This is a genomic window from Minwuia sp. IMCC3009 (assembly GCF_029909415.1).
In the GTDB taxonomy this organism is placed as follows: Bacteria; Pseudomonadota; Alphaproteobacteria; order Minwuiales; family Minwuiaceae; genus Minwuia.
This window is the reverse complement of sequence record NZ_CP123781.1, coordinates 1,867,989-1,884,279: the sequence shown is the minus strand read 5'-3', so window position 1 is coordinate 1,884,279 and position 16,291 is coordinate 1,867,989. Positions and strand designations below refer to the sequence as shown.

General features: G+C 64.5%; 11 protein-coding genes. 5 read left to right on the top strand and 6 right to left on the bottom strand.

What is annotated here, in order from left to right:
• Positions 1 to 12: 12 nt before the first annotated feature.
• From ugpE to ugpB, 3 genes are all read right to left on the bottom strand, one after another.
• Positions 13 to 861, bottom strand: coding sequence for a sn-glycerol-3-phosphate ABC transporter permease UgpE (gene ugpE / locus QGV55_RS08855; protein WP_281017182.1), 849 nt, complete (start codon positions 859 to 861; stop codon positions 13 to 15).
• Positions 861 to 1,739, bottom strand: coding sequence for a sn-glycerol-3-phosphate ABC transporter permease UgpA (gene ugpA / locus QGV55_RS08850; RefSeq protein ID WP_281017183.1), 879 nt, complete (start codon positions 1,737 to 1,739; stop codon positions 861 to 863). Before ugpA ends, ugpE begins: the two co-directional genes overlap by 1 nt.
• A gap of 106 nt (positions 1,740 to 1,845) precedes the next feature.
• Entirely contained in the window at positions 1,846 to 3,147 is a 1,302-nt protein-coding gene (ugpB, locus tag QGV55_RS08845; RefSeq protein WP_281017184.1) for a sn-glycerol-3-phosphate ABC transporter substrate-binding protein UgpB, read from the bottom strand.
• A gap of 264 nt (positions 3,148 to 3,411) precedes the next feature.
• Here ugpB and QGV55_RS08840 point away from each other — a divergent pair, with 264 nt between their 5' ends.
• Positions 3,412 to 7,263 (top strand): molybdopterin-dependent oxidoreductase, encoded by a 3,852-nt coding sequence (locus QGV55_RS08840; protein WP_281017185.1) that lies wholly within the window; start codon positions 3,412 to 3,414, stop codon positions 7,261 to 7,263.
• Between the two features lie 25 nt (positions 7,264 to 7,288).
• Here the strand turns inward: QGV55_RS08840 and QGV55_RS08835 are convergent, their stop codons facing one another.
• The gene (locus QGV55_RS08835) at positions 7,289 to 7,759 is read right to left on the bottom strand and encodes an Lrp/AsnC family transcriptional regulator (RefSeq protein WP_348637708.1); all 471 of its coding nucleotides are present in this window, start codon (positions 7,757 to 7,759) and stop codon (positions 7,289 to 7,291) included.
• 154 nt (positions 7,760 to 7,913) lie between these two features.
• Here QGV55_RS08835 and QGV55_RS08830 point away from each other — a divergent pair, with 154 nt between their 5' ends.
• Entirely contained in the window at positions 7,914 to 10,280 is a 2,367-nt protein-coding gene (locus QGV55_RS08830; RefSeq protein ID WP_281017187.1) for a hypothetical protein, read from the top strand.
• Here QGV55_RS08830 and QGV55_RS08825 read toward each other — a convergent pair whose 3' ends face one another.
• Complete coding sequence (locus QGV55_RS08825) at positions 10,281 to 12,119, bottom strand: ABC transporter ATP-binding protein/permease (protein WP_281017188.1); 1,839 nt, start codon at positions 12,117 to 12,119, stop codon at positions 10,281 to 10,283.
• A gap of 103 nt (positions 12,120 to 12,222) precedes the next feature.
• Here QGV55_RS08825 and QGV55_RS08820 point away from each other — a divergent pair, with 103 nt between their 5' ends.
• The 3 genes from QGV55_RS08820 to QGV55_RS08810 all read left to right on the top strand — a co-directional run bounded on the left by QGV55_RS08820 (position 12,223) and on the right by QGV55_RS08810 (position 15,818).
• The gene (locus tag QGV55_RS08820) at positions 12,223 to 13,062 is read left to right on the top strand and encodes a DUF1848 domain-containing protein (RefSeq protein ID WP_281017189.1); all 840 of its coding nucleotides are present in this window, start codon (positions 12,223 to 12,225) and stop codon (positions 13,060 to 13,062) included.
• 84 nt (positions 13,063 to 13,146) lie between these two features.
• On the top strand, positions 13,147 to 14,409 hold the full coding sequence (locus QGV55_RS08815) for a sarcosine oxidase subunit beta family protein (protein ID WP_348637709.1): 1,263 nt from the start codon (positions 13,147 to 13,149) through the stop codon (positions 14,407 to 14,409).
• 104 nt (positions 14,410 to 14,513) lie between these two features.
• Positions 14,514 to 15,818, top strand: coding sequence for an adenylate/guanylate cyclase domain-containing protein (locus QGV55_RS08810; protein ID WP_281017192.1), 1,305 nt, complete (start codon positions 14,514 to 14,516; stop codon positions 15,816 to 15,818).
• Between the two features lie 154 nt (positions 15,819 to 15,972).
• On the opposite strand, the gene QGV55_RS08805 is transcribed toward QGV55_RS08810, so the two are convergent.
• Positions 15,973 to 16,251, bottom strand: coding sequence for a TMEM165/GDT1 family protein (locus QGV55_RS08805; RefSeq protein ID WP_281017193.1), 279 nt, complete (start codon positions 16,249 to 16,251; stop codon positions 15,973 to 15,975).
• Positions 16,252 to 16,291: the final 40 nt, after the last annotated feature.

Sequence of the window (16,291 nt, the reverse complement as noted above, 5' to 3'; positions counted from 1 at the left end):
ATCGCTTGGGACTCACTTCTCTGTCTCGATCAGGCCCTTGATGAACTGCCGCTGCATGAGGATGACGATGAGCGCGGGCGGCAGCATGGCCAGCATCGCCGTCGCCATCACGTGGTTCCAGACGGGCAGCTGCTCGGCGGCACTGACCATGCGCTGGATACCCATGACGACGGTGTAGTAGCTCTCGTCCGTCGTGATCAGCAGGGGCCAGAGGTACTGGTTCCAGCCATAGATGAAGAGGATGACGAACAGGGCGGCGATATTGGTGCGGGAGAGGGGCAGCAGCACATCGATGAAGAACCGGACCGGACCCGCGCCGTCCATGCGCGCGGCCTCCACCATCTCCTTCGGCACGGTCATGAAGAACTGACGGAACAGGAAGGTGGCGGTGGCGGATGCGATCAGGGGGATCGAAAGGCCTGCGTAGGAGTTCAGCATGCCCAGGTCGGCCACCACCTTGAAGGTGGGCAGGATGCGGACTTCCACGGGCAGCATCAGCGTGACGAAGATCAGCCAGAAGACCCCCATGCGGAACGGGAAGCGGAAATAGACGATGGCATAGGCGGCGATGATGGAGATCGCGATCTTGCCGATGGCGATCGACAGGGCCATGACCAGGCTGTTCAGCATCATCACCCCCACGGGCACGCCGCCTGCGCCCGTGATGCCGCCGGAGAGTACCTCGGCGTAGTTCTGCCAGAGCTGGTCGCCGGGCCACATGGGGATGGGCGCCCGCAGCAGTTCCTCGGACGCATGGGTCGAGGCAACGAAGGTGATCCAGATCGGCAGCAGCGTCACGGCAACGCCGAGCAGCAGCAGGATGTGGGAATTGGCGTTCAGGATCGGGCGGTTCTCGACCATCAGTAGGCCACCTTGCGCTCGACATAGCGGAACTGGACCACAGTCAGCGCGATGACGATGGTCATCAGGATGACGGACTGCGCTGCGGACCCACCCAGATCCAGGCCGACGAAACCGTCGGAATAAACCTTGTAGACCAGGATCTGCGTCGCACCCGCCGGACCGCCCTCCGTCGTGGCATGGATCAGGCCGAAGGTGTCGAAGAAGGCATAGACGACGTTCACCACCAGCAGGAAGAAGGTCGTCGGCGACAGCAGGGGGAGGATGATGCTCCAGAACCGCCGGACAGGCCCCGCGCCGTCGATCGCGGCAGCCTCGATCAGGCTCTTCGGGATCGCCTGCAATCCTGCAAGGAAGAACAGGAAGTTGTAGCTGATCTGCTTCCAGGCGGCGGCCATGATCACCAGCAGCATGGCATCCGTGCCGCTCGCGTGGTGGTTCCAGTCATATCCTGCGCCCTTCAGCAGCCATGACAGGATGCCGACCGTCGGATTGAACATGAAGAACCAGAGCACGCCAGCCAGCGCCGGGGCGATTGCATAGGGCCAGATCAGGAGGGTGCGATAGGTGCTGTTGCCCCGCACCACCCGGTCGGCATTGATCGCCAGCAGCAGCGAAAGGACCATGGAGAGTGCCGCAACGGCGAAGCTGAAGACAAAGGTGATCCGGAAGCTTTCAAGGAATAGCGGATCCGCAAACAGGTCGGCGAAGTTCTCGAAGCCGACGAACTCCTGTGACAGACCCCAGGCATCCTCGCGCAGCACGCTTTGCCAGAGTGCCTGACTGGCAGGCCAGATGAAGAAGACCAGCGTGATGGCCAGCTGCGGCAGCACCAGCAGCCAGGGCAGCATCCGGTGGCGATAGGGTGAACTGTTCATGTGGTCCGGTTCGGAAGCAGGTATCAGGTGCAGAAGGCATGCCGCCCCGCAGGAGAGCCTGCGGGGCGGCCACCATCTTCGGCGCAGGTCTTGCGCGTCAGGCTGGTCAGTTGGTCTTCTCGAACTTCCGCAGCAGGCTGTCGCCACGGGCCTTGGCGTCGTCCATGGCCTTCTGTGCTGACTTCGTGCCGGACCAGATCGCTTCCATCTCCTCGTTGATGATGTCGCGGATCTGCATGAAGTTGCCGAACCGCAGGCCGCGCGAATTGGCGGTCGGCGTGTTCAGGCTCAGCTGCTTGATCGCCGTGTCGGTGCCGGGGTTGGACTTGTAGAAGCCCTGTTCCTGCGACAGCTTCCAGGCCGCCGTGGTGATCGGCACATAGCCCGTGGACTGATGCCAGTCGGCCTGGATCTCCGGGCGGGAGAGATACTTGAAGAACTCGGCGACACCGCGATAGTCGGCGTCATCCTTGCCCCGCAGCACCCACAGGGTCGCGCCGCCGATGATGGAGTTCTGCGGCTTGGAGACCACGTCCGACAGGTACGGCAGCATGGACTGGCTGAAGTCGAACTTCGCCTGAGACTTGATCCCGGCGTAGTAGGCGGAGGAATTCATCCACATGGCGCATTCACCGGTGGTGAACAGGGCCAGGCTGTCGCCGCGACGGCCGCCGTACTTGAACATGCCCGACTTGCCCGCATCGGCAACCCGCTGCAGCAGGCCGGTGATGGTGCCGTTGTTGAAGGTGAACTCGGTATCCAGCCCTTCGAAACCATTCGACTTCGTGCCGATGGGCAGATTGTGCCAGGCGCTCATGTTCTCGACCATCACCCAGCTCTGCCAGCCGAAGGAGAAGGCACAGTCGTGTCCCGCCGCCTGCAGCTTCTCGCCGGCTGCGAACATCTCGTCCCAGGTCGCCGGAACCTTCTCCACGCCGGCCTTCTTCAGCAGGTCATTGTTGACCCACAGGACCGGCGTCGAGGAATTGAAGGGCAGGGACAGCAGGTCACCGTCCGGGGTCTGGTAGTAGGAAACGACTGCGGGCAGGTAGTCGGCCTGGTCGAAGGCGACGCCCGCATCCTTCATCACATCGGTGACGGGCTTGATCGCGCCACCGGCGGCCATCATGGAGGCCGTGCCGACCTCGAACACCTGCACGATGTGCGGCTGCTCACCGGCGCGGAAAGCGGCGACGGCGGCGGTCATCGTCTCGGTGTAGTTGCCCTTGTAGACCGGCTTCAGAACGTAGTCGGACTGGGAAGCGTTGTACTTGCCGGCGATCTCGTCGACCTTTTCCCCGAGCGCGCCACCCATGGCGTGCCAGAACTGGATCTCGGTCGCGGCCAGTGTGGCCGTGGACCAGGCAAGCGTGGCCGCAGCAGCCACAAGACCAATGCGCGTCTTCATCGGAATCCCCTTTGTGATCGGTACCAATCGGGACAAGAGGTACGGCGGGGTCGTTTCGGGCCGATGACGTTTCGGGGACATTTTTGTTTCAGGCAGCCGGCACGGCAGATTTGTTTCTGATAATCATTGGCAAGAAAAACAAAGAGATTGATTATCAGTTACCAAAGTATTCGTCACACAGACATCACCGAAAAATTGACCAACTGCCTCAACCAAACTAATTCTGGTTATCAGGAAGATCCGGGGAAGTTGGGGAACTGAAACATGCCTGCCGACACTTTCCGCTCCACCACCGACATCGCTGAACTGCTGGCCATGAGCGCGGCGGATTTCGTAGCCGCCGTCGCCGACAATCCGGCACTGCGGCAGGATGACAGCGTGCGCCTGCGCCATGATGCGCTGCGCAACCGGTCCAGCGTCTGCAGCTATTGCGGTGTGGGGTGCCCCTATACGGTCGAGCCTGACGCAAAGGGTATTGACCGGGTGGTTCCGATGTCGCCGCTGGGGCTCTGCGTCAAGGGCAAGACGTCGCTGATGACCGGTGGCGATGCGGAACGCGCGACACGGATGGTGCGTCGCGGTCTGGATGACGACCGGATTCGCGTGCCGATGATCCGTGGCCATGACGGCAAGATGAAGGAAGTATCCTGGGACGAGGCGCTGGACCGCGCCGCCTGGCTGTTCCTGCATGCCCGCGAATGGGTCGGTCCCGATGCCGTCGCCATCTACGGCAATGGCCAGAAGATGATCGAGGCGATCTGGATGGCCAGCCTGTACAAGCTGGTGTTCCGCCTGCCGACCATCGGTGCCAATTCCGAACACTGCCTGACCAGCGCCGGTGCCGCGCACCAGCTGAACTTCGGCAATGAGGCGAGCTTTACCTGGAGCCAGTTCGACGAGATCGAGGGCTGTGACGTCGCCGTCATGCACGGCACCAATCCCTTCGTCACGTTCCCGCAGGCCTACGAGAAGATCAAGCGCAACAGGCACGCGATCAAGGTGGTGATCGACCCGACCCGCAGCGACACCGTCAGCGACCTGGAGGAGGATGATCCGCGTACCATTCACATCCGCTTCCGCCAGGGTGGCGATGTCCTGTTCAACCTCTCGGTCGCACGGGTGATCCTCGACAATGGCTGGCAGGATCAGGCCAGCCTGGACAAGCGTGTTGATCCCGACAGCATTGCCGCGTTCCGCAAGCTGGTGTCGGAAGACCGCTGCGTGCCGGAGGAAGCGGCCCGCCGCATCGCCATGCCCGGGCAGGACATCGCAGAACTTGCCGCCACCATCCGCCGCTATGCCGAGCTGTGTGCGAAGCCGGACGAGAGCGGGTACCGGCCCAAGGTCGCCTTTGTCTCCAGCATGGGCGTCAACCAGTCGACCGGCAGCTACGGCTTCTCCACCAACCTCAACCTGCTGCTGCTGACAGGCAATGTCGGGCGCAAGGGCGCCGGTTCCATGCGCATCGCCGGTCAGTCGAATGCCACCAGCGAGCTGATGATGGGCTTCAACGGCCGCAAGCTGGTGTTCAACCATGACCCGGCCGAGGCCAGCCATCGGCAGGCACTGGCCGACATCCTCGACATACCCATCGACAACATTCCCGACCACAAGGGGACACCGGTCTCCCAGATGGCGGAGGATGACCGCATCTACTGCTTCATCTTCGTCGGTACCCAGATGACCAAGAACATGCCGCGTGTCGGTCACTGGACCCGCCGCATGGGCCGGTCGTTCAATATCGTCATCGACAGCTTCCTGGGCGAAGGGGTGCTGGACCATGCCGACGTGCTGCTGCCAGCCATGACCTATGTGGAGCGGACAGGCGTCATCCAGCGCGGGGACCGCACCCTGCAACTGCAGCAGCAGCTCAGCACCCCGCCGGAGAAGGCCTGGGCCGACGAGCAGATCCTGGCCCGACTGGCGGTGAAGATCGCGGAGCGGCTGCGCAATCCCGACACGGCGGAACTGAACGATCTGGACCCGGACGTGGTGCACCGCACCTTCGCCCGTTATCTGGACAATCAGGACCAGATCATGCCCGACCGGGTGTTCGACCATCTGGTGCAGGTCAGCCGTGACCTGGACATGTATTGCCGTCTGGAGAATGCGGAGGGGGAGGCGATCAGCCACGACATGCTGCGCGCCAACGCCGGCATGGGCGTGCAGTGGGGTGGCAACGGCCGATACAACGTCGAGAACAGCTCCGGCGAGATCTTTCCCGGTCTGCATCAGGACACGAAGACGCTGGCCCGGCTGGTCTGCCCGCCGGACGACTTCATGGCACGGCTGGAGGCGGATCTGCCCCCCGGTACCCTGTCGCTGATCAGCGGTCGCGGACGGCCCGGACGTCAGGCACTGCGGGGCAGGGGACGTTACAACTCTGGCATCAAGACCCTGCCGATCTATGGCCTGGACCCGGACGAGCATCACGTCGAACTGCACCCGGACGAGGCGGCGGCGCTGGGCCTTGAGGAAGGGATTGCGACGCGCATGGTCGCCGGTCATGGCGCCGTGATCGCCCAGGTGGCGCTGAATGACCGCGTCGCCCGTGGCACGGCCTTCATCGACTTCGTGCCGGGGGAGGTGAACCGCCTGACGGATTACGTGGAGGCGGACCAGTTCACCCACCAGAGCCTGATCAAGCGCACCCCGGTGCAGCTTGCCCCGCTGCGCCCGCTGGAACTGGCTCTCTGGTCGGCCCCGGACGCGGCGGCGCTGAACCGCTGCATCGACATCATCTTCGCCGACTGGCGCGCCACCTTCCCCACCGACGAGGACTGGGTGGCAACCCAGCGCGACGACCGGCACGGCATTCACTGGCTGCCGTCGGACCAGTTGCGCGATCCGCAGACCGATGCGGCACGGGAACTGAGCGAGGCCGTCGGCGCCGTCACCGCCTTCTTCCAGCGCTATTCCTCCGATCCGGGCTACAAGGCTGCCGCCGGTGACCTGCTGCGCGGGCTGGACGGGGAACAGCGGGACCGCTTCCTGCTGGTCTATCTGCCGCTGCTGCGCCGCCTCGACTACCAGTCGATCATGCACCCGATCCTGTCCGATTTCGTCGGCGGCGTGACCGTGGTGGATGAGGCGGGCAATGAACAGACCCTCGACCTGCTGTCGGCGCACAAGAGCGCGGTGCTGGAGTTCAAGGAAGAGATCGTGGCGATCCAGCTCTTCGTTGCCGCCAAGCGCGGTCTCGACCTGCTGTTCGGTGCGAATGCCACCATCCGCCGTGATGATCTGGCCTTTGTCAGCGGGGTGGCCATTCCCTGTGCCGGTGACGTGCCGGCGCATTTCCTGGGCATCTCGCCGGCGGAGATCGGGTCCGCGCTGCTGGTGCATTCCCGCGCCATCGGCAACAGCGCCCTGCTGATGGTGGACCGGAAGCGCAACCGCGCCGTCCGTGTCGATGTCATCACCGGTGTGCTGCCGAAGGACCGTGAACTGACCAAGCTGCGCGGCATGGTGATCAACCGCAAGCGCGCCGCGACGGGCAAGGAGCATTGCCGCTTCTTCGACCGGCTGGGCGAACTGATCGTGGACTATGTGCGCACCGGTGATGCCAATTTCGAGATCTCCGGCCCCGTTGATCTGGACTGGGAAGAATACCGGGAGAAGCTCTCCTTCTCCCCCGCCAACAAGTCCGGTTTCGTGAAGTACCTCGTGCACCAGAAGATCTCGCCCGAGCTTGCCGACGCCTTTGTCGCACTCGGCATCATCGACGCCACCAAGGATGCGAAGGCGATCGAGGAGATACGCGCCTGCACTGACCGGGACACGCCGTCACCGGCCCTGTTCGACCCGGACCAGCTCTATGCCGGCACCCTGGCGGAACGGGTGGAGCGGGTCATCGCGCCGGTACTGGCCAATGACGGCGGACGGCTGGATGTGCTGGAGATCGACGAGGGGATCGGTGAACTGCGTGTCCGCTTCGTCGGCAGTTGTTCCAACTGTCCCTATTCGCTGCTGTCCATGGAACAGATCGTCAAACCCAGCCTGCTCGCCATTCCCGGTATCCAGCGCGTCGTCCACCGCGCCAAGGCCCGTGAAGGCGAAGTCTTCAAGCTCGCCCCCGGCGCGAAGGCAGAGGGCGGGATCAGGGCGCAGACCTGATCCGCGCCACCTGCCCGACAGGGCATCACGGACTGCGCGAAATGCCCGCCTTCACCCGGCGGATGGGAATGGAGGATTCGATGGAGGCGACGCCGTCGATCTTCACCAGCCGTTCGATCATCAGTTCCTCGAACTCCTTCAGGCCCGTGACGGCGATGCGCAACAGGTAGTCGCGGTTGCCGGTCATCAGCCAGCAGTCCACCACCTCCGGGAACAGGGAGATGGCGCTCTCGAAACTGCGCAGGGCGTGATCGACCTGGCGGTCCAGCTTGACCGAAACGAACACCGACATGGTGTAACCCAGCGCCGCCTCGTCGATCAGCGCGACATAGCCCCTGATCACGCCGCTGTCTTCGAGCTGCTTCAGGCGACGGATGACCGGTGTGGCACTCAGCCCGACCCGCTGGCTGAGTTCGGCGGCGGTGATCCGACCGTCCTTTCCCAACTCCCGCAGGATTCGCAGGTCGATCTCGTCCAGTTTGGTGGAAGTCACCAGAAAATCCTTCGTTGCCGCCGATAACACCATATCCATGAACAGGATAAGCTGCATTCGCAAGAAATCACTTCGGCCATGGTGATATGCTTTGCCTGCTGCGCGGCGTGCTGACGGCATCCGCCAGGCCGACGGGAACGGTATGGGGACAGGCACCATGAATGCACGGCACAGCCATCTGAAGACCATCGAGCAGCGGCTGCTCTGGCTGTCCCACTGGATGATCCACAATGCCAACCACCTGCGCCCCAAGGAGGGCGGCATCAAGATCGGGGGCCACCAGGCATCTTCCGCCTCCATGGTCTCGATCATGACGGCGCTCTACTTTTCCGCCCTGCGGCCCGAGGACCGGGTGGCCGTGAAGCCCCATGCCTCGCCGATCTTTCATGCGATCCAGTACCTGATGGGGCAGCAGACCCGGGCGCGGATGGAGAATTTCCGCGGCTATGGCGGCGTGCAGTCCTATCCGTCCCGCACCAAGGACGTGGATGACGTGGATTTCTCCACCGGCTCTGTCGGTCTCGGCGTGGCGATCACCTCCTTCGCGTCACTTGTGCAGGACTATGTTTCCGCCAAGCCGTGGGGTGCGGAGGTTCCGCTGGGGCGCATGGTGGCGCTGGTGGGCGACGCGGAACTGGACGAGGGCAATGTCTACGAATGCCTGCAGGAAGGCTGGAAGCACGATCTGCGCAACACCTGGTGGATCATCGACTACAACCGCCAGTCCCTGGACGGGATCGTGCGGGAGGGGCTGTTCGGACGGATCGAGAAGATCTTCGAGGCGTTCGGCTGGGATGTCGTGCGCGTCAAGTACGGCCACCTGCAGCGGGCCGCCTTTCAGGAGCCGGGAGGCGAGAAACTTCGCGCCTGGATCGACGACTGCCCGAACCAGCTCTATGCCGCGCTGACCTTCATGGGCGGTGCGGTCTGGCGGCAAAGGCTGATGGATGCGCTGGGCGATCAGGGCGACGTCACGGCGCTGATCAACCGGCGCAGCGATGCGGAACTGGCGGCACTGATGGAGAACCTGGGCGGCAATTGCGTGCAGACCATGGCGGAAGCCTTCGACGCCATCGATCACGACCGCCCCGTCTGCTTCCTGGCCTATACGGTCAAGGGCTGGGGCACGCCCATCGCCGGCCACAAGGACAACCATGGCGGTCTGATGAACAAGACCCAGATGGCCGAATGGCAGCAGCACATGGGCGTTGCCGAGGGGGAGGAGTGGGAGCGGTTCGCCACCGTCGCCGACCCGGAGGCACTGCAGGCCTTTCTTGATCAGACTCCGTTCTTTGCCCGGGGACGGCGGCGCTATTCGGACAGGGTGATTGCGTCACAGGAGATCGATCTTGCCGTGCGCGGGGAGATTTCCACCCAGACCGCATTCGGTCGGATTCTGGATCAGCTTGCCAAGGGCGACAGCGATCTCGCGGACCGGATCGTCACCATGTCGCCTGACGTGACCGGCACCACCAGCCTCGGCCCCTGGGTCAACCGCCGCAAGCTGTTCGCGCGTACCGAACAGGCCGATACCTTCATCGCGGAGAGCATCCCCTCCACCGCGAAGTGGGAGTTCGCGCCGGAGGGGCAGCACATCGAACTGGGCATCGCGGAGATGAACCTGTTCCTGCTGCTCGGCGCGGCCGGGCTGTCGCATTCCCTGTTCGGCAAGCGCCTGCTGCCGGTCGGCACGGTCTATGACCCGTTTGTCGCGCGCGGTCTCGATGCCCTTAACTATGCCTGCTACCAGGATGCGCGCTTCATGATTGTCGGCACCCCGTCCGGCATCACGCTGGCACCGGAGGGGGGCGCGCACCAGTCCATCGGCTCGCCGCTGATCGGCATGGCACAGGACGGCCTTGCGGCTTTCGAGCCCGCGTTCGTCGATGAACTGGCCATCATCATGCGCTGGGCCTTCGCCTACATGCAGAACGACGGGGAGGGGGACCCGGATGAGCGGACCTGGCTACGCGACGAGACCGGCGGCTCCGTCTACCTGCGTCTCACCACCAATCCGCTGGAACAGCCGGGCCGACGCCCCAACCCGGATTTCGCCCGGAACGTCATCGACGGTGCCTACTGGATGCGCCCGCCGGGGCCGGGTTGTGAGCTTGTCGTGGCCTATCAGGGCGCGGTGGCGAACGAGGCCATTGATGCCGCCGGAAAGCTGGCCCAGCACCATCGGGATGTGGCGGTGCTGTCCGTCACCTCCGCCGACCGGCTGAACGCGGGCTGGACCGCGGCGCAGCGCGACCGCAGCCGTGGCAACCGCCGCGCCAGCAGCCATGTGGAAACGCTGTTCTCCGCCCTGCCGGCCCATTGCACGGTCCTGACCGTCACCGACGGCCATCCCGCGACACTGTCATGGCTGGGTGCCGTTGGCGGTCACCGGACCATCCCGCTTGGGGTGGAACACTTCGGCCAGACCGGCACCGTCGCCGATCTCTACCGCCACTTCGGCCTCGATTCAGCCTCCATCGCCCGGTCCGCCAACAATGCCCTGCGGAAACCGGGGGAGCGGTGACTACTCGGCCGCCGCCGTGGTGACCGTCTCGGGTGTCGTTGTGGCTTCCTCTTCGCGTTCCGCCTGCTGGCGTTGCCACATGGCGGTGTAGAGGCCGTTCCGGGCAAGCAGGCTGGCGTGGCTGCCGCGTTCCGCGATGTGGCCCTGGTCGAGGACGATGATCTCGTCCGCCTCCACGACCGTGGAGAGCCTGTGGGCGATCATCAGGGTGGTGCGGCCCTTCGAGACATCGCGCAGCGCACGCTGGATCTCCCGCTCCGTCGCGGTGTCGAGGGCGGAGGTGGCCTCGTCGAAGATCATGATGCCCGGATCCTTCAGCATCATGCGGGCGATGGCGACGCGCTGCTTCTCGCCGCCGGAGAGCTTCAGGCCGCGTTCGCCGACCATGGTCTTCAGGCCGTCGGGCAGATTGCCGATCAGGGCGCGCAACTGGGCCTGGTCGATGGCGCGGTTCAGGGCCGCATCGTCGGCGGTCAGATCGCCATAGCGGATGTTGTGTTCCAGCGTGTCGTTGAACAGCACCACGTCCTGCGGCACCACACCCAGATGCCGGCGCAGCGACTTCTGCGTCACGCTGCGAATGTCCTGGCCGTCGATGCTGATCCGCCCGGCACCGACGTCGAAGAACCGGAACAGCAGCCGGGTCAGCGTGGACTTGCCACCACCGGAAGATCCGACCACGGCGACCGTGCGGCCCGCAGGCACCTCGAAGGAGATGCCGCCCAGCACGGCCCGGCGCGCGTCATAGCCGAACTGCACGTCCTCGAACCGCAGATTGCCGCCCTCGAACCTGAGGGCAGGGGCGTTCGGTGCGTCCTCCACCTCCACATCCTGGTCGATCAGACGGAACATCTTCTCCATGTCCGCCAGCGATTGCTTCACCTCGCGGTAGACCATGCCCAGCAGGTTGAGCGGCATGTAGAGCTGGATCAGGAAGGCATTGACCAGCACGAAGTCGCCGATGGTCATGCGGCCGTTGACGACGCCGTTGGCGGCCATGGCCATGACGATGACCAGTCCCAGCGCTACGATGAAACCCTGGCCGGTGTTCAGGAAGGCGAGGCTGACCTGGGACCGTACGGCGGCCTTCTCGTAGCGCGCCAGGCGGCCGTCGAAGCGATCAACCTCATAGTCCTCATTGGCGAAATAGCGCACGGTCTCGAAGTTCAGCAGGCTGTCGATGGCGCTGCCGTTGGCCTGTTCGTCGCGCTTGTTCATCTCGCGCCGGATGCCGATGCGCCATTCGGTGACGATGAAGGTGAAACCGATGTAGCAGACCACCGTAGCCAGCGTCGCGACCGCGAACCAGACATTGTACTCGATCACCAGGATGCCGCAGAAGATCAGCGCCTGACCGATGGTGGGCAGCACGTTGAAGAGCGCCATGCGCAGCAGGAAGTCGATGGCCTTGGCACCCCGGTCGATGACCTGATGCAGCGCGCCTGTCCGGCGTTCGGTATGGAAGCGATAGGACAGCTCATGCAGGCGCTGAAACACCCGTCGCCCGACATTGCGCGCCGCCCGCTGGCCGACAGCAGAGAACACCGCATCACGTGCCTGCGCCAGCCCCTGCTGCAGCACCCGCGCCGCGCCATAGGCAATCACGAAGGCCACGGCCACCATCAGGGTCTGGGTGGTCCCGTCCAGCGCATCGACGGCATATTTCAGCAGGAACGGCACCCCGGCGCCCGCCGCGATCGACCCGGCAAGACAGAGTGCCGCGATGAAGATCCGCAGCTTCGGTCCCTTTTCCCCCGCAGGCCAGAGATAGGGCAGCAGCCGCAGCAGCACGGCCCATTCGAGCGGGCCGGTGGGTTCACTGGATGTGCTTTGGCGCAAGGGAGACTCCGGGAAAGGACTTCTGGCGAAATGGGGCGGCAGGATAGGCTTGCCAAGTGTCCGGCGATAGTCCGGTGGCCCGGACTGGCCTATATCGGGCAGCATGATCATCTCCGCCAGCTATCGCAGCGACATTCCGGCGTTCCATGGCGCGTGGTTTCAGGCGCGTCTGCGGGACGGGCATGTGGATGTGCCCAACCCCTATGGCGCGAAGCCGTACCGCGTGTCGCTGCGACCCGGGGATGTGGATGCCGTGGTCTTCTGGACCCGGAACACGCGGCCGTTCCGCGACGGGCTGGGCGCGGCCCGCGCCGTGGCTCCCTTCATGGTCACCTACACGGTGACCGGCTACCCGGCGGTGCTGGAGCGTGGGGTGCCGCCGGTAGAGCATGCGGTGCGGGAGATCGCCTGGCTGGCCGCAACGTTCGGGCCGCGTGCCGTCGTCTGGCGCTACGACCCGGTGCTCTGGACCGATCTGACATCACCGGCGTTCCATCGGCAGAACTTCCGGCGGCTGGCGGCGCAGATCGCGCCGCATGTGGATGAGGTGACCTTCTCCGCCGCGACGCTGTACGCCAAGTCCACCCGGAACCTGAAACGGCTGGCGCCGGACGTCGTCGTGGAAGACCCGGACGACGAGTGCAAGCGGGAACTGCTGTCCGCGCTTGGCCGGATCGCCGTCGATCACGGGCTGACACCCACGCTCTGCTCCCAGCCGCATCTGCTGGCCGACCCGCTGCGCCCCGCCGCCTGCATCGACGTCGCACGCCTGTCCGACATCGTGGGCACCCGGATCGGGGCGCGGCAGAAGGGCAACCGACCGGGATGCGCCTGCGCCGAGAGCCGCGACATCGGCCGCTACGACAGTTGTGCCCATGGTTGCGCCTATTGCTATGCGGTGCGCGATCACGCCAAGGTCGTGCTGGAGACAGATTCCGGCTGATCCTGTCGATTTCCGGCAGGGCGGGCGTGGCCAGCGACTGCTAGGCTGCAGCCGGGACGGGATGAACGGTGAGGGTGCCCGATGCTGGGTGAATATTCCGCGCTGCGGCTGCTGAAGGAAGGGCTGACCGGCAACCGGGGCTGGAAGATGGCCTGGCGCAAGCCGGAGCCGAAGCCGGCCTATGACGTGATCATCGTCGGTGGCGGCGGACACGGGCTGGCCACGGCCTACTACCTGGCGAAACTGCACGGCATCACCAATGTCGCGGTGCTGGAGAAGGGCTGGCTCGGGTCCGGCAACATCGGGCGGAACACCACCATTGTCCGCTCCAACTACCTGCTGCCGGAGAACAACCGCTTCTACGAGCATTCCATGAAATTGTGGGAGGGGCTGTCGCGCGACCTCAACTACAACGTCATGTTCAGCCAGCGCGGCGTGCTCAACCTGGCCCACACGCCGGAGCAGATGGACGCCCACGCCGTGCGCGGCAACTCCATGCGTCTGAACGGCATCGATGCCGAACTGCTGGGGCGGGAGGAAGTGGCGAAGCTCTGCCCCGGTATCGACATGTCGATGGACGCCCGCTTTCCCGTTCACGGCGGCCTGCTGCAGCCCCGCGCCGGGACCGCGCGGCATGACGCGGTGGCCTGGGGCTATGCGCGCGGTGCCGACCGGCTGGGCGTGGACATCATCGAGAACTGTGAGGTGCTGGGCTTCCGTCGCGACGGGGCAGGGCGCATCAACGCCGTCGAGACCACGCGCGGCGAGATCAAGGCGGGCAAGATCGGCGTCGCGGTGGCGGGCAACTCAAGCGTCGTGCTGCTGCAGGCGGGCCTGAACAACCTGCCCATCGAGAGCCATGTGCTGCAGGCCTTCGTGTCGGAGGGACTGAAACCCCTGATCCACACCGTCGTCACCTTCGGCGCCGCCCACCTCTACGTCTCCCAGTCCGACAAGGGCGGGCTGGTCTATGGCGGCGACATCGACGGCTACAATTCCTACGCCCAGCGCGGCAACCTGCCGGTGGTGCACAATGTCCACGGGCTGCTGGCGTCCCTGTTCCCCAACACGCGGCGGCTGAAACTGCTGCGCAGCTGGGGCGGCATCATGGACATGACCATGGACGGCAGCCCGATCATCACGAAGAGCCCCATCGACGGCCTCTACGTCAACGCGGGCTGGTGCTACGGCGGGTTCAAGGCCACTCCGGCGTCAGGCTGGTGCTTCGCCTGGACAATAGCCCGCGACGAACCCCACGACCTCAACGCCGCCTTCACCCTCGACCGGTTCCAGCGCGGGCACATGATCGACGAGACAGGGCACGGCCCGACGCCTGCGCTGCATTGATGAGGGGCAAGGCGGGTCGACGCGCCCGGGAAATTCCCTGATACGAGGAACGCCAGTCGCTACCTTCCGGTATTGAACAGTCACAGAAAGATCGGGTTCCCGCCGTGAGCCAACCCATTGATCCTGCGCCGAGCATTGGCGAACCCTTCCCCCTGAAGCGGCAGTTCCGCCGTCGCTTCGCTCCCGCTCTGCTTGTATTCTTCGCCCTGTCCCTGCTGATCATCGGACTCACGGCGCGTGAAGCTGTGGAGGCCATCTATCTCGAGCTGGCACAGCGACGTGCCCAGACAATCGAACGCTCGGTTCGGGAAAACGGGGGAGAGGCCTGGCAGGCGCTCATGTCCGGTCGTTCGATTGCCCAACTGCGGGAGTCCGACGACGCAGCAGGACTGGCACAGGCGTTCGAAACCGAAGTCGAGCGTCAACAGCTTCCCGAACTCAAGGTCTATGACCTCAACCGTGTGGTGCTCTACGCAACCCATGCGGAGGAAATCGGAACACGTGAGGCCGGCGAGGCCCTCCGCGAGGCGATCAGCGAAGCCCAGCCAGGCCTCGTGACCAGGACCTTGCCCAGTGGGGAGAAGCAGTACGAGTTCTACGTGCCCGTTTACGACGATGATGGGGTCCTGCGCGCTGTCTTCGAACTCTACGAACCCGTCAGGTACCTCGACGATATCTACATCACGTCGGCCATTCCCATCATTGCAGTCCTGGTCCTGCTGTTCGTTGTCCTGGGCGTTGCGCTTGATCGACTTGTCATCCGCGCACAGAGGGATATCGACGCGCGGTCCAACCTGATCGGTGCCTTGCGCCAGCGTCTGGAGTCCCTGGTCTCGGCGACAGCCGCGGATGCGGCACGGGCGGCGGCAGGTGGCAACGAGATGGCCTCCAGGAAGCTGACAACGACACTGTTCTTTTCCGACATCCGGGATTTCACCGGGTTCAGCGAACACCACTCTCCAGAGGACGTCGTGGGGTTCCTGAACGCGGTGATGGGGCTGCAGGTCGATATCCTCGCGCGACATGGTGGCGACGTGGACAAGATGATTGGCGATGCCATCCTCGCCCGCTTCGACGCCGCAGATGGCGCAGCGCGTGCAGTTGCGGCGGCGCGGGAGATACAGGCGCGGGTCAGCCAGGCGCAAATGCCCCGCCGCATCGGCATCGGGATCTTTCGGGGCGAGGTGATCTCCGGTGCCATCGGTCCGGAAACCCGACGCGACTTCACCGTGATCGGCGATGCAGTGAACATTGCTGCAAGACTGTGCACAGCTGCGCAGGCCGGGGAAATCGTGGTCGAGGCCAGTCTGGCGGACGCGCAATTCGGCGCACCCGAGACCGTTACGGTGAAGGGGCGGGAAGCTCCTCTCCAGATTCGCCGTCAGACAATCGACGCAACGGCTGCTTGACCTACAAGCAGGGCCCTGTCGGTCAGGGAGACCGCAGCCCGATCATCACGACAAGCTGCCCCATCGACGGCCTGTACGTGAATGCGGGCCACCGCACGCGAAGAACCCGAAGACCGACGCCTGCGCTGCATTGAGCGGTCTCAGGGCTGCCTTCTCATTTCCCGGCATAGTGGCCCCAGATGGTCAGCAGGCCGATGATCACGAACCCGGCCCCCGCAATGAGCTTCAGGGGGATCATGGTCAGGTAACGTTCCGCCACTGTGCCAAGCGCCACGGCGATGGCGGTGGATGCAACCAGGGCCAGCGAAGCAGCCATGAAGATCAGCATGGGATGTTGCTGCTTGTCGGTGGCGAACAGCAGGGTGGCGAGCTGGGTCTTGTCTCCGAGTTCCGCAAGAAAGACCGTGGCGAAGATCACAGCCAGATGTTGCATGGGCGTTCTCCGGGGGAACCGGGGCAACAGGACGGCGACA